Source organism: Paenibacillus sp. FJAT-27812 (assembly GCF_001273905.1).
In the GTDB taxonomy this organism is placed as follows: Bacteria; Bacillota; Bacilli; order Paenibacillales; family Paenibacillaceae; genus Pristimantibacillus.
Map to the genome: position 1 here is coordinate 5,638,899 of NZ_LIGH01000001.1, position 14,753 is coordinate 5,653,651.

Consider the following 14,753-nt stretch of genomic DNA (forward strand, 5'->3'; position numbering starts at 1 on the left):
AAGAATGAAGATATCTATTGGAGGCTATTCGTTTCAAAACACATTCGTAGAAGGGAAAATGGACATTTTCGGCTATTTGGAATCGGTAAAATATCGTTACGGGCTGAATACGGTTGATCTATATAACGGTTTCTTTGTGGACAAAAGCAAGCCGGTGTGGGAACTGGCAGATGATGATTATCTTCGCAAAATTCGCGAAGCCTTGGATGAGAAAGAAATGACAGTCATTAACTTTGCAATTGATACCGCTTCATTATGGGACCTGGACAAAGATATGCGTGAGCTGCAATACCAAAATGCGTTAAAGCATTTGCGCGCAGCAGAAATACTAGGTGCCCAAACGGTGCGAATCGATACAGGCGGCTCGTATTCGAACGATCCGAACGGCGATTTCTTCAAGATGAGTCAAGAGCAATTTGAGCATATTGCACAAAGATATCAAGAATATAGCCGGATTGCGGCTGACTTCGGCAGCAAGGTTGGTCCAGAGAACCATATGGGACCATCGCTTAATCCTCATTTTCTGAAACAGATCGCTGAGGCAGTTGACCATCCTAACTTCGGCATTCTGCTGCACGTAGATCGCTGGAAGGTCGATCCTGAGCTTGGAGATTCGATTATTGCGCCATGGGCATGCCACGTCCATTTTGGAGGCAAGACGCTGGCTGAAGAAGATCATGCTATCCAAATTGCAAAAATGCTGCATGACAGCGGATTTAATGACTATTGGGCAATTGAGCATAATGCGCCAAGCAATCAATATGTAGAGGTCGAGTGGGCGGTTGGCTCAATGAAAAAAATATTGTCGAAGGTAACTAACGGGAGAAAATAATTCGTCAAAAATATCTGCTAGTCGAAGGAGCGAATCCATATGAGTAAAATTCGAATTGGTATTGTCGGTGTAGGATTGATCGGTATTACGCATTTGAAAAACTATGCTGCGATCGAGGATGCAGAGGTTATCGCGTTATGTGATATTAATGAGCAGGCGGCTCGAAAAGCAGCCGATCAATTTCAAATCAAGGAGGTATACACGGACTTTCGGGAGATGCTTAAACGGGACGACATTGATGCGATCGATGTCTGCCTGCATAACAACTTCCATGCCCCGGTCACCAATGAAGCCCTCCAAGCAGGCAAGCATGTATATTGCGAGAAGCCGATCGCAGGGACTTATTATGATGGGAATACTATGCTGGAGACGGCCAAGGCTTGCAATATGATGCTTCATGTCCAACTGAATACGCTGTATAAGAAAGAGACGAAAGCGGCTAAAGCGTTAATCGACGAAGGAAGCTTAGGAAAGCTGTATCATGCCAGATCGACGGGTTTCCGCCGCAGGGGACGTCCGTTCGTGGATGGCTACGGTACCAAGTTCTTCAACCGGAAGGAAACCGCCGCAGGGGGCGCCTTGCTCGATATGGGCGTTTACCACATTGCCCAGATGTTATATCTTCTGGATCTCCCGAAGGTGAAGAGCGTATCCGGCAAAGTCTATCAAGAGATGGATATGGATGAAGCGAGAAGGATGGAATCACAGTTCGACGTCGAAGAGCTAGGGCTTGGGTTTGTCCGATTCGACGGCGGAGTGACGCTTGATCTCATAGAGGCATGGTCGGTCCATATGGGAGGCTTCGAAGGCTCCAGTCTTATGGGCAGCAAAGGCGGGATTCGGCTCCCTTCGTATTCTTCCATCTCCCAGACGAGCGCCCTCAGCTTCCATACCACCGTGGCGGACATGGATCTGGACAGCTCTGTGAACCTGGACGACATGGAGCTTCGTTGGGGCAGGCTCAAGGCGGACTATGATGCCTACAACTCCTCGCAGCAACATTGGATTGCGGCCCTGCAGGGAAGAGTGCCTCTCTTGCCGACTGCGGAGATTGCTTTGCAGACCATGCTGATCAGTGAAGGCGTGTACCTATCCGACCAACTGGGACATGAAGTGACAGTCGAAGAGATCATTGCGTATTCAGCGTCAACCAATGTCGAATTGTAAGGGATGAAGGGATCATGTCGGATCATAAGATTAGCCGGAATATGCTTGGAATGCTGAAGGTTTTCAACTTTGTGCTCTATGGGGCCCTTGCTATTTATAGCACGTTCTTCGCGCTATATCTGAAGGATATCGGGTTTTCCAATGTGCAGATCGGGCTACTGGTAGCCGGGGGTCCGCTCATAGGGCTGGTGGCTAATCCATTCTGGGCGTACTGGGCAGATCGACTTCGCAACAACAAGCGCATTCTAATTATTTGCCTGATCGGCAATTTCACTTGCATGCAATTTGTGTTTATGACGAAGTCCTATACGTTGATTTATAGTCTTATGCTGTGTTATTTCGCGTTTCAAAGCCCGCTGTTCACGCAAAGCAACAGCTTGATCCTTAACGTGATTGAGGGGACCAACCGTAAGTTCGGGGAGTTCCGCGCGTGGGGTTCGCTGGGATGGGCGCTTATTGCGGTCATAGCGGGTCCAATCATTGGCTGGCTAGGAATCAGCAAGCTCTGGATCATATTCGATTTGATGCTATTATTCGCCATTTTCTTTACTATCCTGATGCCAAGCGGCAACGAAAGGGCGCAGAAAGAGAAGTTTACGAACAAAGGCTACTTAAAGGTGTTTCAAAATAAATATTTTCTGATCTTCGTCTGTTTGGGCGTGCTCATATCGATCCCGAACTCGATTAATATGACCTTTCTCGGTATTTACATTAAGGGTTTGGGAGGATCGAATACGGTTGTCGGTTGGTCTGCCTTTGCTACGGCAATTCTGGAAGTTCCCGTATTTTTATTGCTGGATCGGTATTTGAAAAAAAATTCTCGCACAATGCTGGGCTGGCTGACTGTGATCTGTCTACTCTTCTCGGTTCGCTGGTTATTGATGTCCGTCGCGAGCTCGGCTATCCAAGTTATATTCATCCAATTGCTGCATTCCATTACATTCGGTGGCTATTACTATATTGGGACGCAGCTTACTTCGCACCTTGTACCCGGCGAATACCGCTCTAGCGGGCAAGCCATCTATGGGCTGACGTGGGGAGGCATATCCGGGATCGTCGCAGGGGTACTCGGCGGTTGGATGTTCGAGAATCTCGGAGCGTCCGTATTGTACCGGATTTGTTTTGGCATCACGCTTTGCGGGTTTGTCGGTTTCTTCTTATTGCGGCTATCGTTCCGGACGCTTAGCAGCCATGCCGGCACACAGAGCGCACAAAAAACGATATAGGAGAGTTTTGGAGAAAGAGAACGTGGACCCGTAGAATTGCACGCCTTGACGAGTGGCTCTCCTACGGGTTTTTGCGTTTCTCGGTGAACCTTGGGACACACATTCTCCTGAACCAGCAAAGTGCAGCCTTTTATTTGCTAACCAAGCGATAAAAATTTGTACAACGTGGGCCTAAAAACGACTGATCGCAACAAATACAGCGAACGCGAAGAAGACGAAGTTCACGCTGATTTTTCGATACTCCTTACGCTTAACATGAAAGAGGGCGCCGAAGAGAACGACTGAGGCAAGTCCTATTGCGGCAATTGGGGTCAAAACAGGCAAGACATTTGTCGCTTGAGGCAGAATGATTCCAAGTGCCCCCAACAATTCTACTAATCCAATAAAGATCACGAACTCTTTTGAAACGTCCTTTACCCATCCCCAAGATGCTTTGGCTTTTTCATGCTGAAATGCCTTCAACCATCCTGAGTAAACTAACCCCAGTGCTACGAGACCTTGAACGATCCATAACGCGATATTCATTAATGATGCCACCTCCTGACTACTTATTTGCTACTTGATATAGGTATAATAGACCTTAGTAATAGGTTTAATGAAGTAGGCACTTTAATTAAACCTAGTTAACAAAAAGTTACCTAAACAAAGCAAAGGGAAATGGGAGGGTTCAATGAAATCGTATTGTAAGTTTGAATCGACATTGGATATATTGGTTGGGAAATGGAAGCCTGTCATTCTGCTTCAACTTATTTCGAATGGCATAATGAGATTCAGTGAGCTACAAAGAGCAATACCGGACATAAATAAAAAGATGCTCACTCAACAATTAAGAGAACTTGAGTATAACGACATCGTTTATCGCAAGGTATATAGCCAAATTCCACCGAAAGTGGAATACTCCATTTCAGACTACGGCAGAGGCTTAAGCACTGTGCTACAGGCAATGAACGATTGGGGAGAGAACCATAGCGAGCATATGAACAAATTATATGGGGCAGATCGTTCAGAGAATTAATTTGGGTGAGAAACTATGGCGAGCAGAGGTTATATAAGCATGCTAGGCGTTAAATGAGGTGTCCCAATTACATTGGAACATTCATTTAAGAACGATCGTTCAAATTTATTCTTGACCGACCGTTCTTAATGTGATAAATTTGCTATACAAGTTTAAGAATGATCGTTCAAAAATGGTTGCGGCCGATCATTCTAGAAATGAAATGTGCTCTTTGAAAGGAGGGATACGAGTGGTCAGAACAAAGGAGTTTGATGAAAATGCCGTTTTGCTTAAAGGCATGCGTTTATTCTGGGACCAAGGATATGAGAAGACATCTATGCAGGAGCTAGTGTCACATATGGGGATTCATAAAGGGAGCATGTATGATACCTTTGGCGATAAGAGATCTTTATATATCAAAGCATTAAAACACTACAGTGCAAGTTTAGAACAATCGTATAAGCTTCGTATGGTTGGCCTTTCTGCCAAAGAAGCAATCCGAATGTTGTTTGAAAGGGCTATATATCCAGGAGAGGAGTCTCCTTTGGGATGCTTCATTGTGAATACCGCGATTGAGTTGGCAAAACATGATTCAGAGGCAAGAGATTGCGTCCATCAGTTCTGGCACTATACGGAACAGTTAATGCGTGACCTTATTATAGAAGGGCAACAATCGGGCGAAATTTCCAAAGTACTCAACGCAGAATGGCTTTCTCAATACTTAAACAATGCTTTGATTGGACTACGCGTTATGGTTAAAACGATAAGGGACAGGGAGAAATTACTTCAAATTATTGAAGTGAATATGTCTGTAATAAATTGAGGGTATTTTAACGATGTTTGAAACGAGTAGTTAATTAAAAATGAATGTTACTGGTCAATTTGCACACAATATAAGCAAAAACACTTAGGTTATTATCAATTAATCAAATTAAATTGGGAGATTTGAAGGGAGTGCATACCCGTGTCAAAAGTATACAATCAAACAACAACAGGGCTTCTTTTGGTTGACCCTTATAATGACTTCTTATCACCGGAAGGCAAGAGTTTCTCTCGTGCTAAAGAAGTAGCTGATTCCGTGAATTTGCTCGAACATTTAAAAGAAATTGTTGGCGCTGTACGGAAAGCCGGTATTCAAGTCTTTTTTGTTCCTCATCACAGATCTGAACCGGATGATTTCGAAAATTGGTTGCACCCAACTCCGTATCAACTTCTTACTAAACAAAGGCAGGTGTTTGCTAAAGGTTCATGGGGCGGGGAATTCCATCCAGATTTTCAACCTCAGAAGGAAGATGTGGTTATTAAAGAGCACTGGTCTAGCAGCGGGTTCGCTAACACTGATTTGGACCATCAGCTTAAAATGCATGGCGTACAAAAGATAATTGTTATCGGCATGTTAGCCAATACATGCATTGAAGCGACAGCACGCTTCGGAATGGAACTTGGTTATCACGTTACCCTTGTTAAAGATGCAACAGCTGCTTTTAGCAAAGAAGCTATGCATGCGGCGCATGAAATTAATGGCCCTACTTTTGCTCATGCTCTTCTAACAACAGAAGAACTTCTTGCAATGTTATAAGAAGCTAGAGAAAACTGTTGTTCGCGCCTTAATGTGGCGGATGATCGTCGTCCGTGCACATTTTGATCTTATCTTAAAAGGAGAGATATGAAATGAAAACCGTTCAGCTAAAAGACATCCATATTCCGGCTGTTGCCCTTGGTACTTGGTCTTGGGGAACCGGTGCTAATGGTGGGGACGCAGTTTTTGGGAATGACCTGTTGTCTGAGGACCTCAAACCCATATTTGATGCGGCATTGAATGCAGGATTGAATCTTTGGGACACAGCCGCGGTTTATGGAATGGGCGCTTCGGAAGCAATCCTAGGAAAGTTCATTCATGAGAGAGATGAGGTCCTGATCTCAACAAAATTCACGCCCCAAAGCGATCAGTCAGACGATGCTGTTGAAGATGTCCTCGCCGGAAGCTTGAAGCGGCTTGAAACGGATCACGTCGATATATATTGGATTCACAATCCGAAAGACGTTCAGCGCTGGACTTCCAAATTGATCCCGTTGATGAAAAGCGGAAAAGTCAAATACGCAGGCGTATCCAATCATAATTTGGAGGAGATTAAGCTCGCGGCTAACATTTTGGCTCAAGAAGGACTCCGTCTCTCAGCCGTTCAAAATCATTACAGTCTGCTTTACCGTTCCTCCGAGGAAGCAGGCATAATTGAAAATTGCAACGCCAATGATTTGATTTTTTTCTCCTATATGGTATTGGAGCAAGGTGCTTTAACTGGTAAGTATCATGCTCAGAATCCTTTTAAAGCGGGAACCCGAAGAGGAGACGCCTTCCATAAAGATGTGCTTGTCAAACTTGAAGATCTGATAGAACTGATGAGAAACATCGGCTTACGGTATCATGTCAACCCTGCTGAAATCGCAATTGCCTGGGCTATGGCCAAAGGAACGGTTCCGATTATTGGCGTGACGAAACCATCGCATATCGCCAGCGCTGTTTCTGCCATTAACGTCAAGTTGACAACTAAGGAAATCGAAGAACTGGAGCAAGCCGCGAAGTCTACCGATGTGGAAATCCGGGGAGCATGGGAAAATAACATGATGTGAATTGGCCGAAGATCGCGTACTGCTGATTGGGCATGTGTAGATGAAAGGAATAGGTCACTATTGAAATGTGAAGTAAGGCATCAGAGCAAATAATTTCAGAAAAACATTAAGAATTAAATACTATTGTTAACTATATAAGGAGGGTATACTCATGACAAAAGTGTACGATAAAACAACGACAGGACTTCTATTAGTTGATCCGTATAATGATTTTTTGTCAGAGGAAGGCAAGCTTTATCCTCGTACGAAAGAAGTATCGGAATCCGTAAACATGATCAAACATTTAAAAGAGACCGTTGAAGCTGCTCGTAAAGCTGGTATTCGTGTTTTTTATGTGCCTCATCACAGATCTGAGCCAAATGATTTTGATTCTTGGCTGCATCCGACGCCTTATCAACTTAAAGCAAAACAAGGTCAGGTCTTTGCCAAAGATTCATGGGGCGGGGAATTCCATCCTGACTTCCAGCCTCAACAAGGCGATGTGATTATTAAAGAACATTGGGGCAGCAGTGGATTCGCGAATACGGATCTGGATCATCAGTTGAAGATGCATGGCCTGCAAAAAATTATCGTTGTCGGCATGTTAGCCAATACGTGCATCGAAGCGACCGCGAGATTCGGCATGGAGCTCGGCTACAATGTTACGCTCGTCAAAGACGCGACATCGGCTTTTACAAAAGAGGCGTTGCATGCGGCACATGAAATTAACGGCCCTACATTTGCCCATGCAATACTCACAACAGAAGAACTTCTTGCCAAACTATAAAAACTGGCTTTTATTCACAAACCAATGTGTAGGAATAGATAAGGAAGTGTTTCGACATGAATGACAAAGTTGTAATGCCGGTATGGACCTTCGGACTGTTCATTGTACTAATGAACACGACGATGTTTAATGTCTCAATTCCGAGCATTATTCGGGATATTGACGTTTCGGCGTCACTTGGTTCATGGATTATTTCAAGTTACTCGATTGGGTACGCCTTATCGACCATGATTTACAGTAGGCTTTCCGACGTACTGCCGATCCGAAGACTGTTGATGCTTGGACTAGTAATATTGGGTCTCGCATCTGTCTTTGGCATCTTTGCTACGAGTTTTCAAGCGCTATTGTTCGCTCGAATTGCACAGTCTGCCGGCGCAGGCGTGACGGCGGGACTCGGTCTTGTTATCGCCAGCCGGTATATACCTTATGAGAGACGAGGCCGAGCGATATCTATGATTTCGGCGGGTGCTGCCATGGCATTCGGTCTAGGTCCGATCGTCGGAGGTCTGATTACCGAATTTATCGGCTGGAACGGGCTATTCGGCTTCACGAGCCTTGTGCTTTTACTTCTTCCTGTTTTACTGCGGCTGCTCCCCAAAGAGCAGCCAAAGCCATTCCGGTTTGATATGCTGGGTGCCGTACTGACCGTTGTCAACTCTGTAGCCATTCTGACTGCCGTCACGCAGCGATCATTTTTCTGGCTGGCAGTCGGAATCATATCGATCGCTGTTCATATCTGGCACCTACGCCGAAAAAATGAATCTTTTATCAACCCGAAACTCTTTGCAGAACCGATGTATCGGAAACTCCTTTTCGTCGGCTTCAGTATCTTGATGATTAATCTCGGGAACTTGTTTATCATGCCGCTGGTACTTGCGAATCTATTCAGAGATTCGCCGCTGATGATCGGCCTTATGATTGCGCCTGGTGCTGTTTTATCCGCCTTTTTAACGCGCTATGTCGGGCGCTTGATAGATAGATACGGTAATATTCGGGTTCTCATTATAGGACATGTTATTTTAACCTTGGTTTTGATTGTATTTTGGTCGATTCTCGACGCATCGCCGGCCGTACTCTTGTTCGGGTACCTATTCTTTTCGCCTGCAGCTTCTGCATCCTTATCATCATTAAACAATGAAACATCTCGCATTTTGCCATCCAACTTGATTGGTTCCGGTATGGGATTTATGCAACTTACTCAGTTCTTCGGCGGTTCGTTTTCCGTTGCATTTTGCGGCATGCTGCTCGACTATCAAAAAAAATCTTCACTTGTCCATGCATATGAATTTGTATATGCCGTCTTGATAGCAGTAGGTGTTTGCTCGTTACTTGTACTGTTTCGGTACTTGCTGTCGAATCACCAATCGAATTCCTTGCCAGACAATGAGGCAAGAAGCACGTAAATCGAGAAAGAGAGCTTGAATACAAAATTATTAATAGATGGAGAAGTGAATATGCAAAACACGTACAAACAATTTACTGTCAATCGAAAAACACCTGCTTATTGGCGAATTACTTTTCATAATCCGCCTATCAATCTTCTCAATCCTGATACCATTTTCGAACTATTAACACTCATGGATCAAATCGAGACAGACAATGATTTGAAAGTCATTGTTTTCGATAGCGCCGATCCTGAATATTTCATTGCGCACTACGATATGGCGAGAGCCGGTGAAAAACAACAAACACCAAAGGAAATCGAGCTTCCGGCCTGGATTGATTTCGTCGCGCGACTGTATAGAACCTCGGTTGTTACCATTGCAGAAATTCGAGGTCGAGCGCGGGGGGTTGGTAGTGAGTTTGCGTTGGCCTGCGATATGAGGTTTGCAAGCAAGGAAAAGGCAATCTTTGGACAACCTGAAGTTGGTATCGGCGTTGTACCCGGGGGAGGTGCCAACGAGGCTTTGGCTCTTTTGGTAGGGCGTGCTCGGGCACTTGAAATTGTACTTGGCGCCGATGATTTCGATGCCGCAACAGCAGAACGTTATGGATGGATTAACAGAGCTATACCCGATGCAGAATTAGACGGTTTTGTGGAAAACCTAGCTCGCAGAATATCGTCATTTGATAAACAGACGCTAAATGATGCGAAGAAACTTCTTAATCGGACCGGAGTTCCTGAAGCTGAAGAAATACTGGAATCTCGAACAGTTTTTATTACAGGAGCGATGTCAGCAAACACGCAGAAAAAGGTGTCGACTGCTTTTGCGCGTGGTCTTGGCAAATCAGGTGATTTCGAGCTTCACTTAGGGCAACACATAGCAAATCTGGAATAATAGCACACTCCAATAACGATTGGTATGGAATAACGAGTGCGATGCTTTTTGCTTCGCGCTCAGCTTCTGTATTTGTGCATATCTATGATAAAACGTTGAGAAATGCGGTCGCTACTTGTCATTTTTTCTTGAATAAACCTGCCTAAGTAACCTCATAATAACGAAGACTTAAAAGTTAGAGAGGGAGGCTTTTCAATGTCCGTGATACGCCATGGAGAAAGTCGATATTGGGAAGTGGATTTTTTCACTTTCCGATGCTGAATATCAACGATGCTGTCCCCCTGATCATATTGCTGTAGGAACTACCAAAACGGAAGACGGTCGTCCAATGTCTATCAACGTAGAGACAATCGGCACGAGTCTCGCAGTACAGCATTATGTGGGAGAAGTCGTCAATAAAGATTTTTGCCGGATGGTCTCTACATCTGACATCTTTCTTACAAACGGAAGAACTCAAATGCAAGTCATATGGGAGCTTAGTGTAAAACCTGTCAACGATAATCAGACAGAATTCACTAATTCTGTTCGATCACATCCTACCGACAATTTTTTGAAAATCATCGAGAGTCAGGGACTAACGTTTGAACAGGTCGCGAAGGATCGGCAAAGAGTCGTAGAGGATCACAACGGACGCGAAACGCCACTTTTTGCGGAAAGCATAGCACGTGCGGCGCGAGGGTAATTGCATCCCATAGTTCACAAACCGCACTTGATAAACATGCTTATCAGGATTATTTGCAGACGGATTAAGTTTAGATCCATCATACAGCCATCGTCCTCATCTGGTTAGGCCTAGTGAAGGGCGATCTTCTTTATTCGCTTTTTATATACCTGCACTAAGCTTCTTCAATTTCTCATCTGCTACTGAATTTTATTACAATCAAGAATGGAGCTAAGAAAATGAAAACGTTAGTCATCGTTGCTCATCCTAACATTGAAGGATCTAGCTGGAATAAATCATGGGTAAAGGAATTGCAAAAGCATGATGATATTACAATTCATGAATTATACAAATCATATCCGGATGAAAACATTGATGTTTCTAAAGAGCAGCAGCTTATCGAGTCACACGACCGCATTATTTTCCAATTTCCGCTTTATTGGTACAGCACGCCATCATTGCTAAAAAAGTGGTTTGACTCCGTATTGCAGTATGGTTGGGCGTTTGGTCCAGAAGGCACTAAAACAGCAGGTAAAGAAATCGGTGTCGCTATTTCAACTTTCGGTACTGCTGAATCGTACCAAGCAAACGGATTCAATCGCTTTACTCTGCAAGAAATTTTGCGGCCGATCGAAGCACTGGCTCATTTTATTAGCGCTTCGTATCTTCCACACTTTTCACTAAACGACACTACCGATGTTACAGAAGAACGACTAGTGAAAAGCAGTCTTGATTACGTTCAGCATATTAAAACGGTAAAGCCATTCGTGGTCAAATAATAAACGGTTGAGTATCGACGTATTCATAGACACGGTTGTTAGAACAATCAGTCCGCGCAGGGAAAAGTATTTGTAATAACAGGTGGAAGCAGCGTTCATAGGAAGGTTATGGCAACATCGACAACATAACGGCAAAGAGAAAGATCTATCATTTAAAAACGAGAACGATTCGTTCAGTAATTATTTTGGAACGATCATTCATAAACTGTTATATTTAATGGGTAAGATAGCAAGAGTGAAGCATCTAAGAGTTCTACATTGTAAAGGAGAGCAGCCAAGATGGATAAAATGGAAAAGGAATTGTATACGGCTACCGTATTAGTAGAAGGCGGAAGGGCAGGTAAAGCGGTTTCCAGTGACGGTGTTCTAGAAATAGATTTAAAAGTTCCTGTGGAATTGGGAGGACCTGGCGGATATGGAACCAATCCTGAGCAGCTATTCGCAGCCGGATTTGCCGCATGCTTCGAAGGTGCGATGGGCATTGTTCTGAGAAAAAAGAGGATTAAATCGGAAGGCATTAAAATATCGTCGCATGTTACGATTGGCAAGGATGTAAACGATGGTTTTGTCTTGTCTGTAAACATGGACATTTCGATTAAGGGTGTAGAATCTAGTGTCGCAAAACAAGTCGTCGAGGAAGCACATGATATTTGCCCATATTCACGTGCAACCCGCGGTAATATCGAAGTCATCACGAAGGTGCTGGATTAATCTCTAAGCATGGATCTCAGAACCTGCCATGTTAGCAGAACTATCGGGACTTGAATGACATTAGATTGAAGAATGATCGATCGAAAACATTTTCGAACGATCGTTCTTCAATTATAATTATAATTATAATTTTGAAAGGAGTGAGCAAGATGGTCAGGCCCAAGGAGTTCGATGAAGATGCCGTACTGCTCAAAGCGATGCATCTATTCTGGGATCAAGGCTATGAGAAGACATCCATGCAGGAACTTATCTCCCATATGGGGATTCATAGAGGAAGTCTGTATGATACCTTTGGTGATAAAAGATCACTATATATCAAAACCTTAAAGCGATATTCCGATATGTTGGAGCAATCGGTAAAGCGAAGGCTAGCGGAAACCCATACGGCTAAGGAAGCAATAAGACTGCTGTTCGAAATGGTTATTCAACAGCGGGAAGAGTTGCCCGACGGCTGTTTCATCACGAATACCGCGGTTGAATTGGCCCAGCACGATGCTGAAGCCAAAGAATGTGTTCAACTGAGTTGGAACTTCACGGAACGATTGATATGCAACCTGATCGAGGAGGGTCAGCGATCGGGAGAGCTAGCCAAGCATCTCCAGCCAGAGTCGCTGTCCTTTTTTTTGAATAATGCCTTAATTGGACTTCGCGTAATGGTGAAATCGATCACGGACAAGGAAAAGTTAGAACACATCGTAGAGACGAATATGTCGATATTGAATTGAAGGGATACTAGTTTTTAAATCGCATTATACATTGAGAGAAATGCTATAACATGCTAATACGTAGCAAATAATCAGCTCAATCATGCAATCTGTATTGTATTTTTGGAATACTTAATATGATAGTCCGACTTACGAAAGAATATCAAATCAGATGAATAATTGATAAAGCCTAACCACCTTGCGTACTATAAAGCGGGTGGTTTTCATTTCTGACAACTTATTATTTTTACTGAGGAAAACAGCGGCATATAATGTGTAACAATATATTTATATTGATAATCAGATCATAAGAGAGGTATTTGTGATTCACAGACATATGTACAAAATACATTGCAATCATAATTTCAATGAAGCACTAAAAAATACTATCACATCATGCATTAGAATATGAGTTGTCAACCTATATGATTTTATTTAATCAGTCACTTAACGATTACTCAACGAAGAACGAAACTACAAAGACATAGGGTGTTGGTTATTGGGAAGTCTGTTTAACTTTCGGGCAGAACCTAGCACTTATCAGGAGTCTACGGGGCAGTTAAATCCTAGTTTTACGAGGTAGCAGATAGAGAGAAAAGAAGACTTTCTAGAAAGGCTGATTGCCTTTTTTTGGAGGGTCATTTCGTTTTATAGGTGGTGAAATGCCATTACTGCGCGGTGAAGACAGGCGCTTTATCTTTGAACCGGTTAGCCGATTTATCTTGGAGATTAGAAAATTTTCACAATTGTCTTCGTTCGCTTACCCCCTCAAACGACATTATAAATCCGAAACTAGTTTATTAACGAAAGTGAAGGGAGCGGCTCATGAAACACTCGAAAGCGGTAACGCTTATAAGCCGGATCTACCAAAACCAACAACCGTTATTTGATTCCGAGGAGTCGGCTAAAGCAGCAATTGACGATATCGATATTTTTCAAGTCGCTCCCCAAGTTTATTATTTATTGAAGAGCAGCGGCTTATTGGAAGCCGTGCCTTCCGAGCATCAAAGCAGGCTTAAATCGGGTGTGGATGCTGTTTTGTTTCAAAACATGCTGATCCGCTCCGAGATGTACAAGCTTCTTGATGCGTTTGAGCGTTCAGGAATTCAAGTGATCGTGCTGAAAGGCATTCGGTTGTCTGAACGTTTTTTTGGACATTTTTCGGGCAGGGGAACATCCGATATTGATCTGCTTGTACGTCCAGAAGATTTGGAAAAGGCGGTTTCCCTATTGGAGCGCCATGAGTTTATCCGGTATATAGAAGACGATGCGGATCATTTCCATATGCTGTTGAATAAATTTTATGCAAATGAGGATTTCCCGCTGCTTGGGGTGGAGCTGCATTGGAATATTTTGCGCGAACATGTCTCGGATACGGATATGAGCAGCTTTTGGATGGATGCCGAACCGATTTCTGCCTATCAATTGGTGAAGGAGCTTTCGGCCAAGGACACCTTTTACTACTTATGCCTTCATGGCTATAACCATAATATGTTATCACTGAAGTACGTTATCGATATTATGCACGTCCTGAGATGCTGCAGCGCAGAAATAGACTACGGCCAGCTCTTTGCACAGGCAAAGAGCGATGGGAACTATGCCAAGGTACTAATTGCGCTGACAATTGTCTATGATTTGTTTCCCGAGCTGCATGAAACCAAGCAGCTAAACGTACGGAGACGCTGGCCGCTTTGGAATATCGAACTGATGCGAAATGCCCAATTCGGGATTAGAAACTGGAGATTTTATGGCTTCCATCTGTTTTCTGCCTTCGTCGCCTATGATTCGGTTAAACAACAGTGGGCGCATCTGCGATATTTACTGCTGCCGCCAAGAGATTATGCCTTGGACCTATTAAAGTATGCCAATAGATCAGACGTCCCGGATTCGAATGAGCCGATGAGCAAAATCTATGCCAAAATCTATAAGAGAAGACTCCAATTTTGGATTCGAACCATTCGTGCCAAACAAAAGAAGAATTAATTCGAATATTCTTGTATTAG

The 14,753-nt window shown here is 43.7% G+C and carries 16 protein-coding genes; 15 read left to right on the forward strand and 1 reads right to left on the reverse strand.

Annotated elements, in window-relative coordinates; all coding sequences use genetic code 11:
• Positions 1-4 precede the first annotated feature (4 nt).
• The 3 genes from ADU23_RS23900 to ADU23_RS23910 are packed head-to-tail and all read left to right on the forward strand — an operon-like array spanning position 5 to position 3,225.
• Positions 5-832 (forward strand): sugar phosphate isomerase/epimerase family protein, encoded by an 828-nt coding sequence (locus ADU23_RS23900; protein WP_053376036.1) that lies wholly within the window; start codon positions 5-7, stop codon positions 830-832.
• A gap of 39 nt (positions 833-871) precedes the next feature.
• Entirely contained in the window at positions 872-1,999 is a 1,128-nt protein-coding gene (locus ADU23_RS23905; protein ID WP_053376037.1) for a Gfo/Idh/MocA family protein, read from the forward strand.
• A 14-nt stretch (positions 2,000-2,013) separates the two neighbouring features.
• Positions 2,014-3,225, forward strand: coding sequence for an MFS transporter (locus tag ADU23_RS23910; protein WP_053376038.1), 1,212 nt, complete (start codon positions 2,014-2,016; stop codon positions 3,223-3,225).
• A gap of 171 nt (positions 3,226-3,396) precedes the next feature.
• Here ADU23_RS23910 and ADU23_RS23915 read toward each other — a convergent pair whose 3' ends face one another.
• The gene (locus tag ADU23_RS23915) at positions 3,397-3,750 is read right to left on the reverse strand and encodes a DoxX family protein (protein ID WP_053376039.1); all 354 of its coding nucleotides are present in this window, start codon (positions 3,748-3,750) and stop codon (positions 3,397-3,399) included.
• Positions 3,751-3,895: 145 nt separating this feature from the next.
• Here ADU23_RS23915 and ADU23_RS23920 point away from each other — a divergent pair, with 145 nt between their 5' ends.
• From ADU23_RS23920 to ADU23_RS23975, 12 genes are all read left to right on the forward strand, one after another.
• Positions 3,896-4,240 carry a winged helix-turn-helix transcriptional regulator gene (locus ADU23_RS23920; protein WP_053376040.1) on the forward strand — a complete coding sequence of 115 codons (345 nt, stop codon included), beginning with the start codon at positions 3,896-3,898 and terminating at the stop codon, positions 4,238-4,240.
• Positions 4,241-4,469: 229 nt separating this feature from the next.
• Entirely contained in the window at positions 4,470-5,042 is a 573-nt protein-coding gene (locus ADU23_RS23925) for a TetR/AcrR family transcriptional regulator (protein ID WP_053376041.1), read from the forward strand.
• A 141-nt stretch (positions 5,043-5,183) separates the two neighbouring features.
• A complete protein-coding gene (locus tag ADU23_RS23930) occupies positions 5,184-5,798 on the forward strand; it encodes an isochorismatase family cysteine hydrolase (protein WP_141680201.1) in 615 nt (204 codons plus the stop codon).
• A gap of 92 nt (positions 5,799-5,890) precedes the next feature.
• On the forward strand, positions 5,891-6,850 hold the full coding sequence (locus ADU23_RS23935) for an aldo/keto reductase (RefSeq protein ID WP_053376043.1): 960 nt from the start codon (positions 5,891-5,893) through the stop codon (positions 6,848-6,850).
• A gap of 151 nt (positions 6,851-7,001) precedes the next feature.
• Positions 7,002-7,616: an isochorismatase family cysteine hydrolase gene (locus ADU23_RS23940; RefSeq protein ID WP_053376044.1), complete on the forward strand. Its 615-nt coding sequence runs from the start codon at positions 7,002-7,004 to the stop codon at positions 7,614-7,616.
• 56 nt (positions 7,617-7,672) lie between these two features.
• Positions 7,673-9,019, forward strand: a complete 1,347-nt coding sequence (locus ADU23_RS23945) for an MFS transporter (protein ID WP_053376045.1) — start codon at positions 7,673-7,675, stop codon at positions 9,017-9,019.
• 15 nt (positions 9,020-9,034) lie between these two features.
• Positions 9,035-9,895, forward strand: coding sequence for an enoyl-CoA hydratase/isomerase family protein (locus ADU23_RS23950; RefSeq protein ID WP_197286106.1), 861 nt, complete (start codon positions 9,035-9,037; stop codon positions 9,893-9,895).
• Between the two features lie 211 nt (positions 9,896-10,106).
• On the forward strand, positions 10,107-10,577 hold the full coding sequence (locus ADU23_RS23955) for a hypothetical protein (protein WP_053376047.1): 471 nt from the start codon (positions 10,107-10,109) through the stop codon (positions 10,575-10,577).
• Between the two features lie 218 nt (positions 10,578-10,795).
• Positions 10,796-11,335, forward strand: coding sequence for an NAD(P)H-dependent oxidoreductase (locus tag ADU23_RS23960; protein ID WP_053376048.1), 540 nt, complete (start codon positions 10,796-10,798; stop codon positions 11,333-11,335).
• A 288-nt stretch (positions 11,336-11,623) separates the two neighbouring features.
• The gene (locus ADU23_RS23965) at positions 11,624-12,046 is read left to right on the forward strand and encodes an organic hydroperoxide resistance protein (RefSeq protein WP_442950658.1); all 423 of its coding nucleotides are present in this window, start codon (positions 11,624-11,626) and stop codon (positions 12,044-12,046) included.
• A gap of 149 nt (positions 12,047-12,195) precedes the next feature.
• Positions 12,196-12,771 carry a TetR/AcrR family transcriptional regulator gene (locus ADU23_RS23970; protein WP_053376050.1) on the forward strand — a complete coding sequence of 192 codons (576 nt, stop codon included), beginning with the start codon at positions 12,196-12,198 and terminating at the stop codon, positions 12,769-12,771.
• Positions 12,772-13,575: 804 nt separating this feature from the next.
• Positions 13,576-14,733 carry a nucleotidyltransferase domain-containing protein gene (locus tag ADU23_RS23975; protein ID WP_053376051.1) on the forward strand — a complete coding sequence of 386 codons (1,158 nt, stop codon included), beginning with the start codon at positions 13,576-13,578 and terminating at the stop codon, positions 14,731-14,733.
• The last annotated feature ends 20 nt before the right edge of the window (positions 14,734-14,753 follow it).